The 21236-nt window shown below is 66.8% G+C and carries 23 protein-coding genes; 13 read left to right on the top strand and 10 right to left on the bottom strand.

Translation table 11 applies throughout. The annotated features are described in order from the left end of the window. Positions 1-44: 44 nt before the first annotated feature. The 4 genes from ACZF5Y_RS01270 to ACZF5Y_RS01255 form a co-directional block, all read right to left on the bottom strand. Positions 45-836, bottom strand: coding sequence for an ABC transporter ATP-binding protein (locus ACZF5Y_RS01270; protein ID WP_053353748.1), 792 nt, complete (start codon positions 834-836; stop codon positions 45-47). 4 nt (positions 837-840) lie between these two features. Next, positions 841-1857: an ABC transporter permease gene (locus tag ACZF5Y_RS01265; protein WP_497534010.1), complete on the bottom strand. Its 1017-nt coding sequence runs from the start codon at positions 1855-1857 to the stop codon at positions 841-843. A gap of 45 nt (positions 1858-1902) precedes the next feature. Continuing rightward, positions 1903-2913, bottom strand: coding sequence for an ABC transporter substrate-binding protein (locus ACZF5Y_RS01260; protein ID WP_053353746.1), 1011 nt, complete (start codon positions 2911-2913; stop codon positions 1903-1905). A gap of 195 nt (positions 2914-3108) precedes the next feature. Further along, on the bottom strand, positions 3109-3693 hold the full coding sequence (locus ACZF5Y_RS01255) for a YbhB/YbcL family Raf kinase inhibitor-like protein (protein WP_497534009.1): 585 nt from the start codon (positions 3691-3693) through the stop codon (positions 3109-3111). Between the two features lie 172 nt (positions 3694-3865). On the opposite strand from ACZF5Y_RS01255, the gene ACZF5Y_RS01250 reads away from it, so the two are divergent. From ACZF5Y_RS01250 to ACZF5Y_RS01240, 3 genes are all read left to right on the top strand, one after another. Continuing rightward, positions 3866-4669, top strand: a complete 804-nt coding sequence (locus ACZF5Y_RS01250) for a FadR/GntR family transcriptional regulator (RefSeq protein ID WP_053387578.1) — start codon at positions 3866-3868, stop codon at positions 4667-4669. 200 nt (positions 4670-4869) lie between these two features. Beyond that, on the top strand, positions 4870-5940 hold the full coding sequence (locus ACZF5Y_RS01245) for a hypothetical protein (RefSeq protein ID WP_497534007.1): 1071 nt from the start codon (positions 4870-4872) through the stop codon (positions 5938-5940). Then, positions 5937-6272: a GntR family transcriptional regulator gene (locus ACZF5Y_RS01240; RefSeq protein WP_497534006.1), complete on the top strand. Its 336-nt coding sequence runs from the start codon at positions 5937-5939 to the stop codon at positions 6270-6272. Before ACZF5Y_RS01245 ends, ACZF5Y_RS01240 begins: the two co-directional genes overlap by 4 nt. 12 nt (positions 6273-6284) lie before the next feature. Here the strand turns inward: ACZF5Y_RS01240 and ACZF5Y_RS01235 are convergent, their stop codons facing one another. After that, complete coding sequence (locus tag ACZF5Y_RS01235) at positions 6285-7214, bottom strand: hypothetical protein (RefSeq protein ID WP_497534005.1); 930 nt, start codon at positions 7212-7214, stop codon at positions 6285-6287. A gap of 36 nt (positions 7215-7250) precedes the next feature. Further along, on the bottom strand, positions 7251-8117 hold the full coding sequence (locus ACZF5Y_RS01230; RefSeq protein WP_497534004.1) for a MerR family transcriptional regulator: 867 nt from the start codon (positions 8115-8117) through the stop codon (positions 7251-7253). Positions 8118-8230: 113 nt separating this feature from the next. Between ACZF5Y_RS01230 and ACZF5Y_RS01225 the strand changes: the two genes are divergently transcribed. Together ACZF5Y_RS01225 and ACZF5Y_RS01220 are read left to right on the top strand one after the other, a co-directional pair. Beyond that, complete coding sequence (locus ACZF5Y_RS01225) at positions 8231-9166, top strand: tRNA uridine(34) hydroxylase (RefSeq protein ID WP_497534003.1); 936 nt, start codon at positions 8231-8233, stop codon at positions 9164-9166. A 153-nt stretch (positions 9167-9319) separates the two neighbouring features. Continuing rightward, complete coding sequence (locus ACZF5Y_RS01220) at positions 9320-10213, top strand: hypothetical protein (RefSeq protein WP_497534002.1); 894 nt, start codon at positions 9320-9322, stop codon at positions 10211-10213. 3 nt (positions 10214-10216) lie between these two features. Here ACZF5Y_RS01220 and ACZF5Y_RS01215 read toward each other — a convergent pair whose 3' ends face one another. Further along, positions 10217-12193: a M13 family metallopeptidase gene (locus ACZF5Y_RS01215; RefSeq protein WP_497534001.1), complete on the bottom strand. Its 1977-nt coding sequence runs from the start codon at positions 12191-12193 to the stop codon at positions 10217-10219. A gap of 149 nt (positions 12194-12342) precedes the next feature. Here ACZF5Y_RS01215 and ACZF5Y_RS01210 point away from each other — a divergent pair, with 149 nt between their 5' ends. Then, positions 12343-13683, top strand: coding sequence for an MATE family efflux transporter (locus tag ACZF5Y_RS01210; RefSeq protein WP_497534000.1), 1341 nt, complete (start codon positions 12343-12345; stop codon positions 13681-13683). A gap of 49 nt (positions 13684-13732) precedes the next feature. On the opposite strand, the gene ACZF5Y_RS01205 is transcribed toward ACZF5Y_RS01210, so the two are convergent. Next, a complete protein-coding gene (locus ACZF5Y_RS01205) occupies positions 13733-15235 on the bottom strand; it encodes an alpha/beta hydrolase (RefSeq protein ID WP_497533999.1) in 1503 nt (500 codons plus the stop codon). Between the two features lie 110 nt (positions 15236-15345). Between ACZF5Y_RS01205 and ACZF5Y_RS01200 the strand changes: the two genes are divergently transcribed. Together ACZF5Y_RS01200 and nucS are read left to right on the top strand one after the other, a co-directional pair. Then, positions 15346-16605 carry an MFS transporter gene (locus tag ACZF5Y_RS01200; protein ID WP_497533998.1) on the top strand — a complete coding sequence of 420 codons (1260 nt, stop codon included), beginning with the start codon at positions 15346-15348 and terminating at the stop codon, positions 16603-16605. Between the two features lie 18 nt (positions 16606-16623). Continuing rightward, positions 16624-17316, top strand: a complete 693-nt coding sequence (nucS, locus tag ACZF5Y_RS01195) for an endonuclease NucS (RefSeq protein ID WP_053353733.1) — start codon at positions 16624-16626, stop codon at positions 17314-17316. 17 nt (positions 17317-17333) lie between these two features. Here nucS and ACZF5Y_RS01190 read toward each other — a convergent pair whose 3' ends face one another. Next, positions 17334-18419, bottom strand: coding sequence for a tyrosine-type recombinase/integrase (locus ACZF5Y_RS01190; protein WP_497533997.1), 1086 nt, complete (start codon positions 18417-18419; stop codon positions 17334-17336). Beyond that, positions 18388-18951, bottom strand: coding sequence for a helix-turn-helix domain-containing protein (locus tag ACZF5Y_RS01185; RefSeq protein ID WP_497533995.1), 564 nt, complete (start codon positions 18949-18951; stop codon positions 18388-18390). The genes ACZF5Y_RS01190 and ACZF5Y_RS01185 overlap by 32 nt, the downstream gene beginning before the upstream one ends. Before the next feature lie 99 nt (positions 18952-19050). Here ACZF5Y_RS01185 and ACZF5Y_RS01180 point away from each other — a divergent pair, with 99 nt between their 5' ends. The 5 genes from ACZF5Y_RS01180 to ACZF5Y_RS01160 all read left to right on the top strand — a co-directional run bounded on the left by ACZF5Y_RS01180 (position 19051) and on the right by ACZF5Y_RS01160 (position 21131). Continuing rightward, entirely contained in the window at positions 19051-19248 is a 198-nt protein-coding gene (locus ACZF5Y_RS01180; protein ID WP_497533994.1) for a helix-turn-helix transcriptional regulator, read from the top strand. Continuing rightward, on the top strand, positions 19245-19631 hold the full coding sequence (locus ACZF5Y_RS01175; RefSeq protein WP_497533993.1) for a hypothetical protein: 387 nt from the start codon (positions 19245-19247) through the stop codon (positions 19629-19631). The genes ACZF5Y_RS01180 and ACZF5Y_RS01175 overlap by 4 nt, the downstream gene beginning before the upstream one ends. A gap of 170 nt (positions 19632-19801) precedes the next feature. Further along, the gene (locus ACZF5Y_RS01170; protein ID WP_497533992.1) at positions 19802-20302 is read left to right on the top strand and encodes a hypothetical protein; all 501 of its coding nucleotides are present in this window, start codon (positions 19802-19804) and stop codon (positions 20300-20302) included. 23 nt (positions 20303-20325) lie between these two features. Then, a complete protein-coding gene (locus tag ACZF5Y_RS01165) occupies positions 20326-20790 on the top strand; it encodes a hypothetical protein (RefSeq protein WP_497533991.1) in 465 nt (154 codons plus the stop codon). Then, positions 20787-21131, top strand: a complete 345-nt coding sequence (locus tag ACZF5Y_RS01160) for a helix-turn-helix domain-containing protein (protein ID WP_497533989.1) — start codon at positions 20787-20789, stop codon at positions 21129-21131. The genes ACZF5Y_RS01165 and ACZF5Y_RS01160 overlap by 4 nt, the downstream gene beginning before the upstream one ends. Positions 21132-21236 lie beyond the last annotated feature (105 nt).

Raw genomic sequence — 21236 nt, 5'->3', positions numbered from 1 at the left:
ATGGGCGTGACCTGCGATTCCTGGGAGCGCGCGCCGAATGCGGATCAGGCGAGCAGCGCGCGATCGTCGAGCTGAGCGCCCTTGATCTTCGCGAACTCCTCAAGCAGCCCCGCAACCGTCAGCCGCTGCTTCTCTTCTGCCGAGGCCTCGAAGACGATGTTGCCCTCGTGCATCATGATGAGGCGGTTGCCGAGACGCAGCGCCTGCTCCATGTTGTGGGTCACCATGAGCGTGGTCAGCTTGCCCTGCGCCACGATGCGATCGGTGAGTTCGGTGACGAGCGCGGCGCGCTGCGGGTCGAGCGCGGCCGTGTGCTCATCGAGCAGCAGGATGCTCGGGTGCGTGAAGCCCGCCATGAGCAGCGACAGCGCCTGGCGCTGGCCGCCCGAGAGCAGGCCGACCTTAGCCGTAAGTCGGTGCTCGAGGCCGAGTTCGAGCGACTGCAGTTCGGTGCGGAACCGCTCGCGCAGCTGACGATTGAGGGCGAACCCGAGCCCCCGACTCTGGCCGCGGCGCACCGCGAGAGCGAGGTTCTGCTCGATGGTGAGGTCGGGTGCCGTGCCCGCCATCGGATCCTGGAACACACGGCCGATGTACTTGGCTCGCTGGTGCTCGCCCAGTCGGTTGACCCGCTTGCCATCGATCTCGATGCTGCCCGAGTCGACGGTGTAGCGCCCGGAGATGGCGTTGAGCAGCGTCGACTTCCCGGCGCCATTGGAGCCGATCACGGTGACGAAGTCGCCTTCGTCGAGTCGCAGGCTGAGGCCGGCGAGCGCGCGCCGCTCGTTGACGGTGCCGGGGAAGAAGGTCTTCTCGATGCGGTCGATGGTGAGCATGCGGCTACTTTCCGGCGGTGGGGTTCGAATGCGGGGCGGTGCCGGTCGCCACGGCGGGGGCCGGGTGAGCCGGTGCAGGATCTGCCGACGCCGCAGACGTCACGCCTTCGAGCACCACGCTGCCGTTCTTGCGGCGCAGCGCGGGGATCTTGCGCAGGAAGCCCCAGCGCGGCAGCAGCAGCGCGAGGATGACCAGGACGGCGGTGATGAGCTTCATATCGTTCGGGTCGAGCCCGGCCTGCAGCGCGAAGAAGATGATGAGGCGATAGACGACCGCGCCGAGCACGACAGCGAGGCTGGCGAGCCAGATGAAGCGCTGGCCGAAGATCGCCTGACCAAGGATGACCGAGGCGAGCCCGACCAGGATGAGGCCAACGCCCATGCTGATGTCGGCAAAGCCCTGGTACTGCGCGACGAGTGCCCCGCAGAGCCCGACGAAGCCGTTGGAGATCGCGAGGGTCAGAATCTTCGTGCGGTCGGTGCTGACGCCGAAGCTCCGGATCATCGGGCCGTTGTCGCCCGTCGCCTGAATGGCGAGGCCGAGGTTCGTCGACAGGAACCAGTCGACGATGAACTTCAGCACCAGCACGGCGACGAGGATGATCGCGACGCCGCCCCAGGTGCCGAGCAGGTCGGCCTCACGGGGCGGGGTGAACACGGTATCTGCGCGCAGCAGCGGCAGGTTCGCCGCGACCGCGGTGCCCTCTTTCGCGGTTCCCATGATGCGGAGGTTGATCGACCACAGCGCGATCATCGTGAGGATTCCGGAGAGCAGCCCGTCGATGCGGCCCTTCGTATGCAGCAGGCCGGTGATAATGCCTGCCAGGAGCCCCGCCCCGCCACCGGCGAGGGTGGCGAGGACGGGGTTTTGACCGTTCGTGATCAGCGCGGCTGCGACTGCGGCGCCCGTGGTGAAGCTTCCGTCAACGGTGAGGTCTGGGAAGTTGAGCACACGGAACGTCAGATAGACGCCGAGCGCCATCACGCCGTAGATGAGGCCGAGTTCGAGCGCGCCGATCATGCGGTGGTCTTTCTGTTCGTGTCGAGAGTTCGGATGGAGCCCGAGTTACTCGACGGTCTCCGCCTGATCGAGGATATCCTTCGGGATCTCCACGCCCATGCGCTCAGCGGCACCCGGGTTCACGACGTAGGTGAAGCTCTTCGAGACCTCGACGGCCATGTCTGCCGGATCTGCGCCATCCTTGAGAATCTTGATGGCCATCTCACCGGTCTGGTGGCCGAGGTCGGTGTAGTCGATGCCCAGCGTCGCCACAGCGCCGCCCTCGACCGTGCCGGCCTCCGCGCCGATCACGGGGATCTGCTTCGTCTCGGCAACCTGCACGAGCGAGGCGATGCCCGAGACGACGAGGTTGTCGGTCGGCACGTAGATCGCGTCGACGTCGCCGAGCGCCTCGGTGGCCTGCGCGATGTCGTTGGCGGTCGTGACCGTCTTGGTCACGATCTCGAGATCCAGATCTTTCGCGGCCTCCTCGGCGGCCTTCACCTGCACCTCGGAGTTGACCTCACCCGAGGCGTAGACGATGCCGACCTTCTTCGCACCGGGCACGATCTCCTGGATGAGCTTCAGCTGCTCGTCGAGCGGAGCGAGGTCGCTGGTGCCGGTGACATTGGCGCCCGGCTTCTCATTGGAGTCGACCAGCTCGGCCGAAACGGCGTCGGTGACGGCGGTGAACAGCACCGGCTTGTCGGTGATCGCCTGAGCCGCAGCCTGAGCCGCGGGCGTGGCCACGGCAAGAATCAAATCGTCGTCGGAGTTTGCGAACCCCTGTGCGATGGTGACCGCGGTCGCCTGTTCGGCGTTCGCGTTCTGCTCATCAAACTCGACCGTGTCGCCCTCGACATAGCCGGCGTCGATAAAGGCCTGCTTGAAGCCCTCCGTGGCGGAGTCGAGCGCGGGGTGCTGCACGAACTGGCTGATGCCGATCTTCACCTTCTCGGCCGCGGCGCCATCGCCACTGCCCGAGTCGTTGGAGGAGCAAGCGCTCAGGGTGAGAGCGGCCACAGCGGTGAGGCCGGCAACGGCGAGAGCGCGGCGGCGGAACGAGGTCTGTCGCATGGGTATCGGATCCTTCGAGTGGGGCGTCGCCGGGTCAGCACCGCGGCGAACTGAGGAATCGGCGCGAGAAAGCGCCGATTCCAGCATGCTAGACGGTGCGGGGCAGATCACACACACCGAGGGCGGCGTTCGTGATGGAGCCGTTGTGTTGATCCGGCCCCCGCGATGCGCTGGTCGTAAGCACCGCAGCCGCGGCTACGCGGCTCCGCCGAACTCCCCGGTCGCCACGATGAGCGCGCGAGCCAGCACGGCATCGCGCATCGTGAACCCCATCACCGCCGGCGTTGCACCCGGATCGACGTCGATGCGATCGACACTGAGTGCGTGCACGGCGAACCAGTAGTGGTGCACCCCCGTGCCCTCGGGCGGGGCCGCACCCGTGAACGACGGCTCGCGCATCTCGTTCGGCATCGTCAGCGCCCCGTCGGGCAACAGGTCGCTGCCCGGGCTGCCGGCCAGTGCACCGGCTCCGGCGGCCAGCTCGGTCACACTCGCCGGAATATTCGCGACTGACCAGTGCCAGAAGCCCGAACCGGTCGGCGCATCGGGGTCGAAGCAGGTCACGGCGAAACTCCGCGTGCCCTCGGGGAATCCTGACCAGCGCAGGTGCGGCGATCGATTCGACCCACCGGCGTACTCGGCGTAGACCTCGGCGGGCAGCGGCTCGCCGTCTTGAATATCACTGCTCGAGAGGGTGAACCCCGGCACCTCGCGCATGCCCGCATAGGGGTTGATGGCTCCGCGGCCCTGTGTTCCGGTCACTGCGTTCCCCTGCGTCATAGCGCTCCCTTGTCGGCTCGGAGCACGCGCTCGGACAGCGTCGTGCCACGCTTCACAGCCTAGGGCGCGCGGTGAGCGAAACCAATGGTCACGACCCGGAAACGCTCATCTCGCCCGGATATACTGGCACCTCAGCACCGGCGCACTTCGCGCCCGACGAATCGGAGCGGCTATGGCAGCGACCACTGGGTCAGATCGAGCACGCGCGACGCTCGCTTACCTGCGTCGCAAGATCACCACCGGAGAGTGGCCGGTCGGTGGTCGCATTCCCATCGAGCCCGAGCTCGCCGAGCAGACCGGCGTCGGCCGCTCGACCGTGCGCGAAGCCGTGCGCTCGCTGGCCAGCATCGGCATGCTCGAGACGTTGCCGGGTCGCGGCACGTTCGTGCGCTCGGCTGCCCCGACGAGCACGCTGTTGAACGAGTTCTTGAGCGATTTCACGCTCGAGGAGATTCTGAGCTACCGCCGCGCCCTTGAGATCGAGGCCGCGCAGCAAGCTGCGCTGCACCGCACCGATGAAGACGTCGCCGCGCTGGAGCAGGCCGCGCTCGAGGAAGTCGGCTGCACGCGCTGCCCCGTGCTCGGGTTCGCGGGCGACGTCGACACCGCCTTCGACAGCCGCTTCCACCGCCTCGTCTTCGACGCCGCGAAGAACCGCCTGCTCGCGTCGCTGTACGCCGGCATCAACGACCGTCTGCGCACCCCCGAGCACCGCGGCCGCCTGGCCAACGTCGCGACGGGTGCCGAGATGGAGCGCGACCACGCACGCGTGCTCGACGCGATCCGCCGGCAAGACTTCATCGACGCCGTGCACGCAATGGTCAACCACGTCGACCACGACGTCGTGATCGTCAACGACCAGCACGAGGTCGTGCCGCCGCTCGTGCGCTCGCCCGAGCAGCAGCAGCGCATCGACGAGGCGCAGCTCGCGCAAGATTACACGCAGGCGCAGGCCGAGGACCGCGAGCGGGTGTAACCGCCGCTCCTGTGCAGCCCCCGTCGCGTTCGCGCGGCGGGGGCTGCGTTGTGTACGCCCGTCGGCACGGCTGCGGCGTTTTTCGACGTGCTGGATCGCCCCGACACCATTAACTTGCACTACACACGCAGCACAAGTTGTGATAACTTCACAGCACAAGAATTGCTCGCGGCACCGCGCCGCCCGACGAATGGAGCTGTGTGGACATCGTCTTCTGGATTCGATCCCTGCTGCTGCCGGTGCGCGAAGTCTTTCCCATTGAAGCCGCCTCGACGCTCGGCCTGCTGCTCTTCGGTCTCTCGTGGGTGCAACGACGCAGCATCGTCGCTCTGCCTCAGGGGCGGCGTCGGAGCACGCTCGGCACCATCGGCATCGCCGGAGCTGCGGCAGTGCTCGCCGTCGGCACGGCCGCGAGCTACGTCTCGGCAGCGAACCCCATCACAGGTTGGGGCGGCTGGTGGCTGCGACCGGCGCCGCTCCTCGCTGTCGCTCTGGCGCTCGTGATCTTCACCGTGATGCTGCGCCGCGAGCCGCTCCCGGCACCCGGTGAACGGGCGATCGCACCGCGCCGCCATTGGTGGTCGTTCGCGCCGTCTCCGCTGCTGTGGACGACGGGCATCACCGCAGCGCTGCTGCTGCTCACCGCCACCTGGCAGACCGCGATCGGGGTCCCGCTACCGAAAGACGGCGACACCTACGGCGTCGGACCGACGGTGCACGGGCCCCCGGCTTACATGGAGCTGCAGCACGGCTTCGGATACGTGTGGGGCGCCGGGTGGCCCAACCACGCGCTCACGCTCATCGCGCTCGCCCTGAGTGGCGCCGCGCTGGTGCTGGTGCTGAGCGGCGACGCGAACCGTCCGGTCTTCGCCCGGGTCACCGCCGCGGAGGTGCGACAGGATCGCGCCGCGACTGCACGCATCGTGACGCTGATCGCGCTCGGCGGCGCACTCCTCACACTCGGTGCGGTGTGGGCGTTCATCGGCTTCAACGGAGATCGCTTCGTCATGCTCGGCGAACCCGACGCGAACGGTGCGGCAGACGCGATGATCGGATCCCGCTACCAAGACTTCGCGGGAATCTTGCACCTCGGCGGCTACCTCGTACAAGGCCTCGGCGCCGCACTGCTCATGCGCCTCGCCGTCGACACCTGGCGAGAGTTGCGTGCCGGACGACGTCGAGCCACGAGCCTGTCGGGCGATCCGGCCGCGACCACCAACGTCGCATCGCAAACCCCGACGCCACTGCGCGAAACTGGGTCGCGCCGATGACCGGATCGGCCGAAGAGATCGCCGCGCTCTTCCGCGGTGCGATTCAGACGGGCCAGCTCGGCGACAACGAACGCCTGCCGACCGTGCGTCAGACCGCGCGCGACTTCGGCGTGGCACAGGCGACGGCCGCGAAAGCGTATCGCGCGCTTGAGCAAGAGGGGCTCACCGTCACCCGCACGGCGGCGGGCACGCGCGTCGCGCCCGGAGCTTCGCGTGCGGCAGGTGCGGTTGTGGAGCGAGCGCGAGCGTTCGCCGAGTCAGCGCAGCAGGAGGGCACGAGCTTCGAAGACGCGGTCGCCGTGCTGCGGGCGGTGTGGCCGCCCAGCGAGTGACAGCGGGTCGCGTCAGCCAGCGGTGTCGCAGTAGGTCTTGAGATTTGCCTCATGGGTCTGCAGTGCTGCGTCCCACGCCTGGGTTGCCTCAGTGGCCTCGTCAATGTTGGCGTTGAGCTCATCGAGGCTGAGCTCTTTCACCTGCTCGATGGTCGGCGCCGTGGCGATCCAGTCATTGGCGTAGTCCAGATACAGGTCATACATGGCCCCGAGCTCGTCGTACGCTTGCCCGGCATCGACCTGCACGAGCACCGTTCGCATGCGCTCCATCGCTGCCGTCGCCTGCTCCATGCCCGCACTGGGATCACCATTGCCGGCAACACTGGTCGCGCTGTTGTACGCCAACCCCGCGTCGACCCAGTCGGTGTTGATGAGGTCGCAGACCTCACTGGCGGGCTGGTCGCTCTGCGTCGGGCCGCAGATGTCGTAGCGCTGCTCGTCGGCCGCGGCCATGTCGGCCTTGAGGTCGGCGGTCAGCTGCCCCAAGACCGCATGCGCACTCTGAGGATCATTCAGATCGACGGGCGTACCTACGGGAATGGCCTCGAAACCCGACCAGACCTGGTCGGCGTACTCCTGGTGCGCGGCGATCGTCGCGTCGAGTGCCTGCCGCAGTTCGGGCAACTCGACGCGATCCGCGATGCCCTGCAACGACGTGATCATCGCCAGTTGCTCGGAGCGATCCTGCTCGAAATCACGGTGGCCCTCACGCGCCTCGATCACCCGCCACGGTTCGAGCGCGTATCCCCATTCTTCCCACACGATGGCGCACGCACCTTCGATATCTTGCCCGCCCGCTGCATTCTCTGACGGGCTTGGAGACACGTCTGAGGCAGTGGTGTTGCCCGGGATCGCAGGAAGGAGTGCTGAGCACCCTCCGACTCCCATCATGAGCGCGAGACTCACGGCGATGATTCCGGCTTTCTGAGTGGATCTGAGCAAGGTTTCCCCTTATCGTTCGTTTCCCCGTGACCCAATTTAGTCGAGGAGCGGCGTCTCGGTATCCGCGTCGTCGCGCACGACGGAGTCCACCTCATCAACCGCGTGCAGCAGCGCGTCGCGCACGAACGTGGCTCCCTGCAGCCCGCCGTAGTTCGCCGCGAAGCGGTCATCGGAGACGTAGAGTTCGGCGAGCCCACGGATGTAGCCGGTGACGTCGCCGTCCGGGTCGGCCGCCGGCGTGCCCGGAATACCCCGAAGCCAGTCGATGTGGCGTGCGGCGAGCTCCTGCGCTTCCGCCGACGCCGGATCGGCTCCGCGATCCGCCGCCGCCATCCAAGCCGCAGCCAGTTGGGCTGAGCGCTCCTGCCAACTCGAACGCTCGTCGGCGCCGAGACCGCGCCACCAGCGATCTCCGGCGGCGTATGCGTCGGCGCTCCAGCGCTGCTCCACCTCCGCGCGGTGCTCCGTGTGGTCGAATCCGTCGAACATGCGGTGGGTCATGAGGTCTCCTTCCATGCGTTCGGTGCCGGATCGCCGCAGCGCGGTGATGGTGCGCTCGACGGCACTGATCTGTGCCTGCAGCCGGTCGCGTTCGCAGTGCAGGATCGCGAGGTGCGTCTGCAAGATCTCGGCCTCGGCGGTCGGCGCCGGGTGACCGCGCGCCTGCTCGTCTTGCGTGTCGAGTACGCGCGCGATCGTCTCGAGCCCCAGACCCAGCTCTCGCAGCAGCAGGATGCGCTGCAGGCGCACCAGCGCGCGGTCGTCGTAATAGCGGTAGCCGTTCGCGCCCATCTCGGTCGGCGGCAGCAGGCCGATGCGGTCGTAGTGGCGCAGGGTGCGCGATGTGGTGCCCGAGGCTCTGGCGACCTGCTGCACACTGCGCAGCGGCGTGGTGTCGGTCATGTTCGTCTCCGTTCACGTGCAACGGTAGATGTTGACGTCACGTCAATGTCAAGTTGCGAGCAAGGCGATCCCCTGCGGATTCCACCGCTCGCCCCGACGCGTACGATTGTCGGGTGAGCGAGCCCAAGATTCTGCTGTACTACGTCTTCGCACCGATCGCGGATCCCGAAGCCGTGCGCCTCTGGCAGCAGCAGCTCTGCGAATCGCTGGGGCTGCGCGGGCGCATCATCATCTCCTCGCACGGCATCAACGGCACCGTTGGGGGCGAGCTCGACGCGTGCAAGCAATACGCGCGCCGCACCCGCGAGTTCGGGCCGTTCGCCGGCCTCGAAGTCAAGTGGAGCGAAGGCACCGCTCTGATCGACGCCCCCGAAGAGCGGCTGCACGGCGTCGATCGCGCGCCGCGGTGGAAGCGCATCACCGACTTTCCGAAGCTCAGCGTGAAGGTGCGCGACGAGCTCGTCGCGTTCGGCATTCCTGGAGAGACCCGCGTGAACGCCGATGGAGTGATCGGCGGCGGTCAACACCTCTCGCCGCAGCAGGTCAATGAACTCGTGGCCGACCGCGGCGACGACGTCGTATTCTTCGACGGACGCAACGCGTGGGAGGCCGAGATCGGGCGCTTCCGCGGCGCCGTCGTGCCCGACGTGCGCACCACCCACGACTTCATCGCGCAGATCGACGCCGGCGACTACGACGATCTCAAAGGCCGGCCCGTGGTCACCTACTGCACTGGAGGCATTCGGTGCGAGATCCTCTCGGCCGCCATGCGCGAGCGCGGCTTCGGTGAGGTCTACCAGGTCGACGGTGGCATCGTGAAGTACGGGGAGGCGTTCGGCAACGACGGGCTCTGGGAGGGATCGCTCGCCGTCTTTGACGGGCGCGAATCGCTCGACTTCGCTCCCGGCGCTGCCGTCATCGGGCGTTGCCGCGTGTGCGATTCGCGCTCGAGCACCGTGGTCAACTGCGCGAACCCCACGTGCAAGCACCGCTTCGTCGTGTGCGCCGAGCACACCGGCGCCTCGTGCGCGGAGCACGCCGCGGCGTAGCGCTCGGGGCGGAGCGCGCCCATTCGTGGGAGCGGGGTCACTTTCGGAGGGTGTCGCGCATGCCGCACCCTCCGAAAGTGACCCCGCTCGCACGGGCAGCGGCCGCGGGACGCATACGCCTGATCTGCAGGGCCGTGCTCTACGCTGTGCGGCATGACCACTCCGTCGCGCCGCGAGCGCGTAATCGCGCGCTTCACGCAACCTCGCAAGGCTTCGGAGGGCGAACCCCGACCCATCGTTGAGCGCTCGATCGATCGCCTGCTGGCCGTGCAACGCCCGCCGGTGCTGGCGCACCTGCGTCGTATTCGCAAGAAGTACCCGCAGGCGACGCCCGACCAGATCGTGCGAGTGCTCGAGGTGCGCTATCTTGCCACTGTCACGGCTGGCGGCGCTGGGGTCGGCGCTGCCGCGGTGATTCCGTCGGTCGGCACCGGCATCGCGCTCGGGCTGGCAAGCGCTGAGACGATCGGCTTCGTCGAGGCCACGGCGCTCTTCGCGCACTCGGTTGCCGAGGTGCACGGCATCACGACGACTGATCGCGAGCGCACTCGCGCGCTCGTACTCGCACTGATGCTCGGGCAGGAGGGCGCCGACCTCGTGCGCCAGGTCACGATGCAGGCGGTCGGTGGCGGCGGATCGCGCCGCGACTACTGGGGCAAGATGCTCACCTCTGCGCTGCCGCGCTATGCGGTGGGGCCGCTGCTCGATCGGTTGAAGACCTCGTTCTTCCACCGACTCGCAGGCGTCGGCGGGGCCTCGGTGATCGGCAAAGTGCTGCCTTTCGGCATCGGTGCCGTCGTCGGCGGCACGGGCAACCATTTGCTCGCGCGCCGCGTCGTGCGCGCGGCTCGCGATGCGTTCGGGCCCGCTCCGTTGTCGTTGCCGAGCGACCTCGAACCCGTGCGCGGGCAGCTCGCACCGCCCGAGCCAGTTACCTACGTTGAGGTGACCGACGACGCGAGGGAGACCGCAGGCACCGCAGCGCTGACCACCGCGTCGGCTCACGAGGTGGTCGATATCACCTCGCTACCGCCGCGGCAACCGTAACGCCTACCAGATCGACACGCGCTCGGCTGGGTCGAGCCAAAGCCCGTCGCCGGGCTTCGTATCGAACGCCTCATGGAACGGGGCCAGGTTGCGTACGATCTGATTGCAGCGGAACTCGTTGGGCGAGTGCGGATCGATCGTGAGTAGTCGCACCGTCTCTTCAGGGCGCGATTTCTGCTGCCAGGCCTGCGCCCACGCGAGGAAGAACCGCTGGGCACCGGTGAGACCGTCGATCACGGGCGACTCCGCACCGTTGAGCGAGCGGAGGTACGCCTTCCACGCGATCTCGAGACCGGAGAGATCGCCAATGTTCTCGCCGATGGTGAGCTCGCCGTTGACCGTCTGGCCCTCGGCGCCCTCCGGCGACAGCGCGTTGTACTGGCCGATGAGCGCACCGGTGAGCTGTTCGAAGGCTGCGCGATCCGCCTCTGTCCACCAATCGGTCAGACGGCCATCACCGTCGTAGCGGGAGCCCTGATCGTCGAAGCCGTGCCCGATCTCGTGGCCGATGACGGCGCCGATCGCGCCGAAGTTGGTGGCCGCGTCCCACGTCACGTCGAAGAACGGCGGCTGCAGAATCGCAGCGGGGAAGACGATCTCGTTGAACCCGGGGTTGTAGTACGCGTTGACCGTCTGCGGTGTCATGAACCACTCGTCGCGATCGATGGGCTTGCCGAGCTTGCCGATCTCGCGCGCGAACTCGAACTCGGCGACGCGTCGCGAGTTGCCGAGCAGGTCACCGGCGTCTACTGCCAGTGCGGTGTAGTCGCGCCACTTCACGGGGTAGCCGATCTTCGGGGTGAACCGGTCGAGCTTGTCGAGTGCACGCTGACGTGTCTCTGCCCCCATCCACTCGAGGCGCTCGATGGAGTCTCGGTAGGCCTCGATGAGGTGGTCGACGAGCCCATCCATAGCGGCCTTGGCGCGCTCATCGAAGTGGCCCTCGACGTAGAGGCGCCCGACTGCTTCGCCCATGGCGCCCTCAACGAACGACACGCCACGCCGCCAGCGGTCGCGCTGCTCGGGAGCCCCGGTGAGAGCCGTGCCGTAGAAATCGAAGTTCGCTCGCGACAGCTCCTGCGAGAGCACCGACGCGGAGGCGCGAACGATGCTCCAGACCAGCCAGGCACGCCACGCCTCGAGTTCGGTCTCGACGAGCAACTCGGCGAGACCGGAAATGGCCTCAGGCTGCGCCGCGACCACCTCGGCGAAGGCGGACTTGGGCGCCCCGAGCGCGGCGAGATACGCAGTCCAATCGAACTGCGGCGTGAGGTCTTGCAGCTGCGCGAAGGTGCGCAGGTTGTAGAGCTTCTGGATATCGCGGCTCGCCACCTTGTCCCAGTGGCTCGCGGCGATGCGGCGCTCAAGCCCGTAGGCGAGCTCGGCCAGGCGATCCGCCTGCTCGACACCGGCGAGACCCAGCATGCGTGCGATGTGCGCCTGGTACTGCTCGCGAATCGCAGCGAACTGCTCTTCTCGGTAGTAGGACTCGTCTGGAAGGCCGAGACCGCCCTGCATCACGAACACGATGTAGCGCTCGGGGTCGCCCGGGTCGTTGTCAATGTACATGCCGTAGAAGCCGCCGAGACCCTGCCGCTCGAAGTCGGCGACCGCGGTCAGCAGTTCATCGATCGACGCGACCGACTGCGCCCGCGCGATGTCTGCGGCGATCGGCTGAGCGCCAAGCGCGTCGACCCGGTCGGTGTCCATAAAGCTCGCGTACAGCGCGGCGACCTTGTCGGCCTCGGTGTCGGCCGGAGCCCCGGGTGCGGGCGAATCGGTACCGGTGATGATGTCGCGCACCGCCTCTTCGGCGTTCTCTGCCAGCACCGCGAACGAGCCGTATCGCGCTTTGTCGCCGGGAATCTCGGTGCGCGAGATCCAGCTGCCGTTCACATGCCGATACAGATCGTCTTGCGGCCGCACCGCAGGGTCGAGTTCGGTGAGGTCGATGCCGGAGGCCGTCGCTGCAGTGCTCATGCGACCACCCTACTGGGGGGCCTCGGACAACGGGCAGAGTGTTTCGCGGAGCGCGATCTACGGGTGATGATCAGGCCACAGAGGCTGCGGGATCGACCGGCGTGCGGCACCACCCCCACGATTTCGGCGGCCGACGATACCGTTGGTCCATGCCCACCACAGCCGCCCGCGACGATCGCCGTCGCATCGACCGGAGCATTGCGCACCTCGCGGTTCCGGCGCTCGGTGCGCTCATCGCGGAGCCGCTGTTTCTCATCGTGGATTCGGCACTGATCGGGCACCTCGGTGCCGAGCCGCTCGCCGGTCTCGCCGTCGCCGGCGCCGTGCTGCAGACGGCGGTGGGCCTGATGGTCTTCCTCGCATATGCAACGACCCCCCTGGTGGCGCGCCGACGCGGGGCAGGCGACCTGCGCGGCGCCGTGCAGGCCGGCGTCGACGGCCTCTGGCTCGCGCTCGGCATCGGTCTTGCGGTCGGCGGCGCACTCTGGTTCGCCAGTCGCCCGATCGTCGTCGCGTTCGGCACGGCGACCGGCACCGCCGAGCAGGCACTCGCCTACCTCACCGTTTCGTGCCTCGGCATTCCAGCGATGCTCGTCGTCTTCGCCGCGAGCGGCCTGCTGCGCGGCTTGCAAGATACCCGCACCCCGCTCGCCGTCGCGGCAATCGGGTTCACCGTGAACGCGCTGCTCAACTGGTGGTTCATCTACGGCTTAGGGCTCGGCATTGCCGGCAGCGCATGGGGCACCGTCATCGCGCAGTGGTCGATGGTCGTGGTCTACCTCTGGGTGATCGCGGGCCACGCACGTCGCGCGGGGGCGAGCCCCCTGCCGCATCGCGACGGGCTGTCTCATGCCGGGCGCAGCGGCGGCTGGCTCTTCATACGCACCGTCGGGCTGCGCGCGGCGACCCTGGCGACGGTCTTCGCCGCGACGAGCCATGGCACCGTCGCGACAGCCGGCTATCAGATCGTCTTCACCATCTTCTCCACGGCGGCGTTCGCGCTCGACGCCCTCGCTATCGCCGCGCAAGCCCTCGTGGGCGACGCCCTCGGCGCGAGCAACGCTCCGCGGGCGCGAGCGGTGGTGCGACGCGTCATGTTCTGGGGCGTGGGCTGCGGCGTTGTCATCGGCGGAGTGCTCGCGCTGTCGAGCCCGGTCATCGGTCGCGTCTTCACCGACGACCCGTCGGTGCTCGCAATACTGCCGGCGGCGATGCTCGTGCTGGGGGTGTCCCTGCCACTCGGGGGCTACGTCTTCGTACTCGACGGCGTGCTCATGGGCGCGGGCGACGCCCGGTATCTGGCGTGGACGAGCCTGGTGAACCTCGCGATCTACCTCCCTATTCTGTGGGCGCTCACGGTGCTCGTGCCCTCCGGCACCCCCGCGCTGATCGCACTGACGATCGGGTTCGCCGTCGTGTTCATGGGTGCCCGAGCGCTCACGCTCGGCATTCGTGCCCGCGGCGATCGCTGGGTGCGCCTCGGCGTCTGAGCGCTGGAGCGCCTCGGCGGTGGAGCCAACTGAGCGGCATCTGCCCGATTCAGTCGTCGGTGCAGACGGTGCCGCGATCCGGCAGCACGCCGTCGACCAGGTACGCCGTCGCCGCCGCATCGATGCACTGCGAACGGCCGGTGTAGGAGGCGGCGTGCCCGTTGCCGTCCAGCGTCAGCAACCGGGCATTGCCCAACTGACGCACCATTTCTTCGGCTCCCTGGTAGGGGGTCGCATGATCGCCGGTAATGCCGATCACCAGAATCGGCGCGTCGGGGGAGCCCGAGAATGCGTCGGTGATGTCGTCGCCGCTCTCCGCGAGCGAGAAGCAGGAGAGGTCGAGGAAGGGCTCGAGAGTCTCGTCCGAGATCTCGGGGCCGCCGTTCAAGCGCGGCAGGCCCGCACGCTCGATCTCGGCAATCGTGCCGGCGATGTCGGGGTCCGCGGGGAAAGAGTGGCAGCGCACGAAGGTGCCCGCCAGACCAACACTTGCCCCACCCGATTCCATCTCGGTGGCGATGCCGTCGATCGCACCCTGGTCGCCGAACGCCGCAAGCGCGACGGTTTCGAGCGCGATCTCTCGGCCTGCCGTGCGCTGGTAGAGCGCCGAGGTGAGATACCCGAGCAGCGTCTCGCGGTCGATGGAGGTCCCGTCGCTCGCCTTCCAGGGGGTCTGCTCGAGATCGTCGAGCACGCTGATGAGCGACTCCTCGTCGGCGAACGGGCAGACCTCGACCTCATAGGCGCTGCCGCAGGAGGTCGCGAGTTCGACGAGTGAACGTGAAATTGCGGTGCTCTGCTCGAAATCGCCCGCGAGGCTCGCCCAGTCGGCGGCCGATGCACTGTCGAGCAGCATGCGCCCCACCCGTTCGGGGAAGAGCGTCGCGTACGTCGCACCGAGCATCGTGCCGTACGAGTAGCCGAAGTAGTCGAGGTGATCCGCCGCGACCAGCGTGCGCAGCAGCTCCATGTCGCGAGCCACCTGCGACGTGCCCATCGAATGCGCCAGCGGTTGCTGCTCCGCGCACTCCGCGAGCTCGACCGACATGATCCCCGACACCTCGTCACAGACGATCGGGGTACTGCGACCGATGCCGCGAGGGTCGAACCCGAGCAGATCGTAGTGCTCGCGCACATCGGCGAAGCCCGGAGCGGTCGACATGTCAAAGGCGAAGTCGAGGCCGCTGCCACCCGGCCCGCCGGGGTTACCCAGCAGCGTTCCCTGCGGTTCTGCGCCGGTGGCCGGGATCAGCGAGATCGCCAGATCGACCGTCTCGTGATTGCGGGGTTCGTTCCAGTCGAGCGGAGCCTGCACGATTGCGCAGCGGAACGTGTCGGTGTCGGCACCGCCATCGCGCAGTGCGGTGGCGTACTCGGTCGAGAGACCGTGCTCAGCGCCGCAATCGCCCCACTCGATCGATTGCGCGTAGGCGGCCGGAAAACGCTCGGCCTGCAGCGCACTCTCAGAGGTGTCGGGTTGCGGGCTGCACCCGCTCATCGCGAGCGAGACACCAACCACGGCGACGACGGCGCCTTTGCCCCAAGCGACCATTCCGACTCCTCGCCGACACTCCGATGGACTGGGTCCACTCTAACGCGGCAGATGCTCAGGTCGTTGCTACGCTGAGCACATCGTTCAGGCAGTCGGCCCATAGGAGCTCCGTGACTCGCACGTCATCCGCCCGCTTCGCGAGGCAGTGGACCACCGGCGTCATCATCATCTTCGCGCTGCTCGGATTCGGGTTCGGCAGTTGGCTCGGGCGGCTCCCCGCACTGCGCGATCACCTGGGCGCGAGCACGCTCGAGATGAGCTGGTTCGGGCTCGCCCTCGCGCTCGGTTCACTCACCGGGCTCGTCTTCTCGGGCCGAACGGTCTCATGGTTGGGCCCGCGCAAGGCCCTCGCGATCGGCATCACCGGTCAGGCGATCTCACTGCCGACCGCCGCGACCCTCTTCTGGTTCGACGCGCCCATCGCGGCCGTCGTCTTCCTGGTGATCTACGGGCTGATGTTCGGCACCTCGGATGTTGCGATGAACGTCAGCGGCGCTGGAGCCGAACGCGCCCTCGGCAAACCACGCATGCCGCTGATGCACGCCGCGTACAGCCTGGGCAGCGTCAGCGCGATGGGCGTCTCGGCACTGGCCGAGTCGGCGAAGCTCGCCGTGCCCGTGCACCTCGGTACGGTATATGCGCTGATCCTGATCGCCGCGATCTTCTCACTGCCGAATCTGCCGCCGGGCAATCATGACGAGCCCGAGGCCGACAGCCTGCGCAACGTGCACACGGGCCCGATCCCGATCCCGACCACCACCGGCAACGTGCCGGTCGCGCGACGACCCTACAGCCCGTGGCGCGACCCGCGTATCGTCGTGATCGGCCTCATCGCGATGTCGATGGCGCTCGCCGAAGGCACGGCCAGCGACTGGCTGCCGCTCGCGCTCGTCGACGGCCGCGGATTCACGAACGAGGCGGCGGCGCTCACCCTCGGCGTGTTCTTCGTCTCAATGACCCTGACCCGCGTGGCCGGGTCGGTGCTCCTCACGCGCTTCGGCCGAGTCGTGGTGCTGCGCGGCGGCGCGGTACTCGTGCTCGCCGGCCTCGCACTGGTGACGCTGGTGCCGCTGACCTGGGCGAGCGTTATCGGGTCGGTGCTTTGGGGAGTCGGGTGCGCGTTCGGGTTTCCGATCGGCATCTCGGCCGCCGCCGACAACCCCGCAACCGCCACGCGCGATGTCGCTGCGGTCTCGGCCATCGCCTACACCGCGTTTCTGCTCGGCCCCATGTCGATCGGATTCTTCGGCGAGCACGTCGGCCTGCTGCGCGCATTCTGGCCACTCGCGTTCTTCGCGCTCTTCGCGTTCGTCTTCGCTCGAGCGGCACGCGAACTGACCCCGGTGCGGGAGTCGTCGCTGCACGCATGAGCCGGTAAACTTCTGCGGGTGCGAATCGTTGTTGCAGACTGCTCCGTTGACTATGCGGGGCGCCTGTCGGCGCACCTGCCGCGTGCAAAGCGCGTGCTTATGCTCAAAAACGACGGCAGCATCCTGGTGCACTCCGACGGTGGCTCATACAAGCCGCTGAACTGGATGAGTCCGCCGTGCACCCTCGCTCCGCTCGAGCTCGACGACGATCAGACGAGCGCGGGCATCGTCGAAGCGTGGGAAGTCACGCACAAGAAGACCGCTGATCGCCTCATCGTCTCGCTCTTCGAGATCTTCCACGACAGCTCGCACGACCTCGGCATCGACCCCGGCCTCATCAAGGACGGCGTCGAGGCCCACCTACAAGAGCTGCTCGCCGACCAGATCGAACTCGCCGGCGAGGGCCACACCCTTGTACGCCGCGAATACATGACCGCGATCGGCCCGGTCGACATTCTCGCGAAAGACGAGAATGGTGGATCAGTGGCCATCGAAATCAAGCGCCGCGGCGGCATCGACGGCGTCGAACAGCTCACCCGCTACCTCGAACTCATGAACCGCGACCCGAAGCTCGCACCCGTCACGGGCGTCTTCGCCGCGCAAGAGATCAAGCCGCAGGCGCGCACACTCGCCGAAGATCGAGGCATTCGCTGCCTCGTGCTCGACTACGACGCGATGCGCGGCATGGAGGATCAGAACACGCTGTTCTGAATTAGGCGTTGCGACGCCTACGAAGTAGCGGGGATAGTCCGCGAGGAGTCCGCAGTAATCTCCGGACGCTCCTCAAACACTGCTGCGACAGCGCGCCGTGCGGACTCGTCTGAGTCGGGCCAGAGATGCCCGTAGATGTCGAGCGTCGTCTTCGCTGACTTATGACGGAGACGCGCTTGCACCGCTTTCACGTCACAGCCTGATGCGATCAGCATCGACGCGTAGTAATGCCGGAGGTCGTGGATCCTGAAGCCCTCGGGCAGCCCTTCGACTTCATTACGGGCGGTAACGAACGTCGCGTTGAGAAGCTTCGGAGTTGCCGCCCGTCCGCGCTCGTCGACGACGATCGTCTCACTCCCCCACTTCGCCGGCATCTTATTCAGCTCGAGAGCGAGCTCTTGCGGGATTGGAATGGGTTGCCGCGACTCGTCGGTCTTGAGCGGGTCTGCCGGGTACTGGATCGCAGGGGTGATGATGCCGCGCATGAAGTCGACGTCGGAGACGCGCAGCGCAGCAATCTCGCCGCGGCGCAGCCCAGCGAAGGCACCGAGCAGAACAGCGGCTCTAACGTGTTCGGGCAGCGCATCGTGGAGCGCCCAGATCTGCGCGGTCGTGGCGACATGAGGGCGCTGAGAGGGCGTCGGAGGCGATGTACGCTTTGAGGCCGGTGAGCGCGGTATAAGGCCGTCTAGGACTGCGTCGCCGAAGATCTGCGCGAAGCGCTGGTGTGCGGCTCTCACGGTGGCGGGTGCGAGCCCTGCGGACTGCATCTCACCGATCCACGCCTTCACTTCCGACGGTCGGATGGAGACGAGTGTGCGCGTTCCAAATCGGGCGTTGATGCGTTTGATCTGAGTCTTTGCTTGCGCAACGGAGCGCGGGCGTTTCGCGTAGCCCTTGACCCATGTCTCGCACCATTCAGCGACGGTGAGTTTCGCCTTCTTCGGGTCGACGTAGTTCCCGGTGAGGGTGGCTGTGGTGACCTCGTCGAGCCAGCGTCTCGCGTCGCGCTTCGTATCGAAGTGGCGCGCGTGCTCTTTGCCGGCGTCGTCGCGGTATCGGGCCCGCCACTTACCGTTCGGGCGTTGCCTGATGCTCGACATGCGCTTCTCGATCCCATCGGACTTCGCTGCGAGTCTTCGCAGAGAACTCCATCCACCCGACGTTCTTCACTTCCTCGGCGCCGAGGCCCAAGACCAGGTCGATCCTTCCAAACCAGTCCATTTCAAGCTGCGGGGTATTCAACCACGCGGGGACAGATCGAGACACGAAAGCACGCTCGTCGTCTGAGATGAGCGGGCTCTCTCCGATAGCCCAAGCCCACAATTTCGCATTGCTCGCGCGCATGCCCGTCACCTCGACGACCGCATCGGGGGAATCCCGAGGGAGCATGAGACCAACTGGCGATGTGTCCAAGGCCGTGGCGATTGCAAGCAGGTCGTCAACGTCTACACGGCGTTCTCCGCGTTCGATCTTGCTGAGCCCCGAGAGACTGATACGTCGACCCAATCGCGTTAAGCGCTCTTCGACCTCCTGAAGGCTGAGCTGCTGGCTCTTCCGCGCCCTGGAAATGTTTGCCGCAACGGTTTTGCCAGTCGCACCGATGTCGTTGCCGCGCTGTCTCTCGTTAGCCATAGAAGCGAATCTATTCGCTGTAGTTGACAAATGCAACCGGCATACGCATCATTGTCCTATACCGCCAATCGTTGGCCGTATTGGAGAAAAGAGGCAGATGTGTTTGACAAGCTGATGTACGTGCCCGAGGTCGCAGAGCGTCTCCGGCGATCCGAAGCGCAACTCCGATGGATGATGCACGCCGGCACCGCGCCGCGCCACGCCAAGATCGCGGGTCGCATCGTGTTCAAAGAGTCCGAGGTCGAGGCGTTCATCGCGGCAGCCTTCGACGAGGCATCGGCGCAGGTGACCCAGTGAGCGCCAACAAAGCCGCCGCCGAGTTGCACCTCGACGACGGCCAGAAGTCCGCTGAAAACCTAGCCAGGTCACGAACCACGCCCATTCTCGCACCGGCCGCCGCGCCCGTCGAGTCGCGATTCGATACCGCGTTCACGCTGTACCTCGGATCGCACCAGAAAGCCACGGTGCGGCCGTGGACGCTCACGGATGGATCTCCGACTGTTGAGCTCGATTTCGGTGACGAGGGTGGCGTCCGCGTGATGCGACTGCATGAGGCGCGATCGCTCGCGGCCGCGCTGCAGGCCGTGGCATTGTTCCAGGACGAGCAGCCGCGCGAGCTTCACCGTCGCGCGGAACTCGCAGCGGCGCCGGAGACCGACGGTATCGGGGGCGGACTGTGAACATGACACTCATTCGACCGGGCGCAGCGCAAACGCGCGTGCAGGACGACGCTGCTGCCCTGTGGGCGGCTTCGCACCTCGCAGACCTCCCCACGGTCACCCGGTTCACTGAAAAGCCCGTACGCCTCATTCCTGACGCGCAGGGCCGGTGGGTGCGATCGGCGTTCACCGTGACGATCCGCCTCGAGGAGCCGCAGCGCTTCATGATCCACCTGCACGCGGAGGCGTCACTGCTCGACGTTCAAACCGCGCTACAGGTTATCGAGCGGGCGAAGGCGTGCGGCGTCGGCGACCAGGTGCACGGCGATGACCTCTGGGATCGCACCGAGTACGGGTGGCGGTGGATGGGCTGCGTCGTGCAGGACGGCACCGAACGCCACGACCGCAAGATTCGTGAATGCGCTGAGACTGCGTGCGTTGAGCAGTTCCACGAATGGAATGACGACGGGCCGACAGAACCCTGCATGCTCGAGCCCCAGCATCCGGCGGACTGGTGCAGCGTGTACGCGTTCCGCTTCCCCGGCCGCGACTGGGAAACGTCGGCATCAGCCGGCGACCCATCCGAAGGGCCGCAAGGTCTGCAGGAAATCCAGGCTTTCGCCGCAGCCTATGAGCGGATGCAGGCCGAATGCGATCGGCTCAACAACCAGACGACCGGAGTAACAGCATGACCGAAATGCATCACACCACGCCCATGAGCAGCCCGCTGGACACTCTGAAAGCTCTGGTGCTGCGCAATATCGACGCGCTCGATTACCTCGGGTCCGAGCTCGCGGGCGGCGATGCGGAAGTGCCCGAGAGCGTGCTCGAGTACATCGACGCGATCCGACAGCAGCAGTACCGCGCGATTGCTGAACACCTTCCTGTCGGCCGCGACGAGCAGCTCGGAGATCTGCGGATCCTGCCGCCTGCCGCTCGTGCCTATGACGATGGGACACCAGTGGTGGAGGGGTTCCGCAGTGGCACTGTGGTGTCGTTCTACTATCCGCGGTACGACGGAGATCGGGTGGAGTTCATCGAGCGCCACAGGGTCGCAGTGAGCGAGATTACGGCGGGTATCGCTGCTGCATCTGCTCCAGCGATGATCTCGGACATCAACGAGTGGCGTCGGTCGGCGGCGAGCAGGGGCGGCGTCGGGGAGGGTGACGGTGACGCATGAGCCTATCCGCCCGCAATTGGGCGTGGGCGGTGCGCGAGGTCCACAACCGAAAGATCAAGCCCGGCGAGAAGCTCGTGCTGCTCTGCCTCGCGGAACACGAGAACCCCCAGCTGGGTTACGCGTTCCCAAGCCAAGAGCGGATCGCGGAGTGGACAGGGCAGTCATCGAGAACGGTGCGGGAACACCTTGCATCACTGGAGATCGTCGGCGCCTTCTTCATGGAGAAGCGACGCTCCCCGAAGGGGCGCTGGATGCACAACGTCTATGTGCTTGAAGTACCAGAGAAGTTTCGCGAGTCCGACCCTGAGTGGATCCGCGAACAGGGCATTTGGCCCGAGTGACCACAGGCAGTTTTCGCCGGTTCTTTTGCGCACCACCGGAAGATTTCGCACTACCGTCGGCAATTCTCGCCAGAACCACCGGCGATTTTCGCCAAACCGACCGGA

The sequence above is a fragment of the Leucobacter sp. WKLB1 genome, from assembly GCF_059696215.1.
The sequence above is the reverse complement of the archived record's forward strand: the minus strand, read 5'-3'. Positions and strand labels throughout refer to the sequence as shown.

What these genes read in the sequence shown, in the direction of transcription:
- ACZF5Y_RS01220 (WP_497534002.1), top strand. Translation starts at nt 9,320, where the DNA reads ATGACCACTCCGTCGCGCCGCGAGCGCGTAATCGCGCGCTTCACGCAA.
- ACZF5Y_RS01160 (WP_497533989.1), top strand. Translation starts at nt 20,787, where the DNA reads ATGAGCCTATCCGCCCGCAATTGGGCGTGGGCGGTGCGCGAGGTCCAC.
- ACZF5Y_RS01190 (WP_497533997.1), bottom strand. Translation starts at nt 18,419, where the DNA reads ATGTCGAGCATCAGGCAACGCCCGAACGGTAAGTGGCGGGCCCGATAC.
- ACZF5Y_RS01260 (WP_053353746.1), bottom strand. Translation starts at nt 2,913, where the DNA reads ATGCGACAGACCTCGTTCCGCCGCCGCGCTCTCGCCGTTGCCGGCCTC.
- ACZF5Y_RS01255 (WP_497534009.1), bottom strand. Translation starts at nt 3,693, where the DNA reads ATGACGCAGGGGAACGCAGTGACCGGAACACAGGGCCGCGGAGCCATC.
- ACZF5Y_RS01230 (WP_497534004.1), bottom strand. Translation starts at nt 8,117, where the DNA reads ATGACCGACACCACGCCGCTGCGCAGTGTGCAGCAGGTCGCCAGAGCC.
- ACZF5Y_RS01205 (WP_497533999.1), bottom strand. Translation starts at nt 15,235, where the DNA reads ATGGTCGCTTGGGGCAAAGGCGCCGTCGTCGCCGTGGTTGGTGTCTCG.
- ACZF5Y_RS01240 (WP_497534006.1), top strand. Translation starts at nt 5,937, where the DNA reads ATGACCGGATCGGCCGAAGAGATCGCCGCGCTCTTCCGCGGTGCGATT.
- ACZF5Y_RS01250 (WP_053387578.1), top strand. Translation starts at nt 3,866, where the DNA reads ATGGCAGCGACCACTGGGTCAGATCGAGCACGCGCGACGCTCGCTTAC.
- ACZF5Y_RS01270 (WP_053353748.1), bottom strand. Translation starts at nt 836, where the DNA reads ATGCTCACCATCGACCGCATCGAGAAGACCTTCTTCCCCGGCACCGTC.
- ACZF5Y_RS01165 (WP_497533991.1), top strand. Translation starts at nt 20,326, where the DNA reads ATGAGCAGCCCGCTGGACACTCTGAAAGCTCTGGTGCTGCGCAATATC.
- ACZF5Y_RS01185 (WP_497533995.1), bottom strand. Translation starts at nt 18,951, where the DNA reads ATGGCTAACGAGAGACAGCGCGGCAACGACATCGGTGCGACTGGCAAA.
- ACZF5Y_RS01210 (WP_497534000.1), top strand. Translation starts at nt 12,343, where the DNA reads ATGCCCACCACAGCCGCCCGCGACGATCGCCGTCGCATCGACCGGAGC.
- ACZF5Y_RS01265 (WP_497534010.1), bottom strand. Translation starts at nt 1,857, where the DNA reads ATGATCGGCGCGCTCGAACTCGGCCTCATCTACGGCGTGATGGCGCTC.
- ACZF5Y_RS01215 (WP_497534001.1), bottom strand. Translation starts at nt 12,193, where the DNA reads ATGAGCACTGCAGCGACGGCCTCCGGCATCGACCTCACCGAACTCGAC.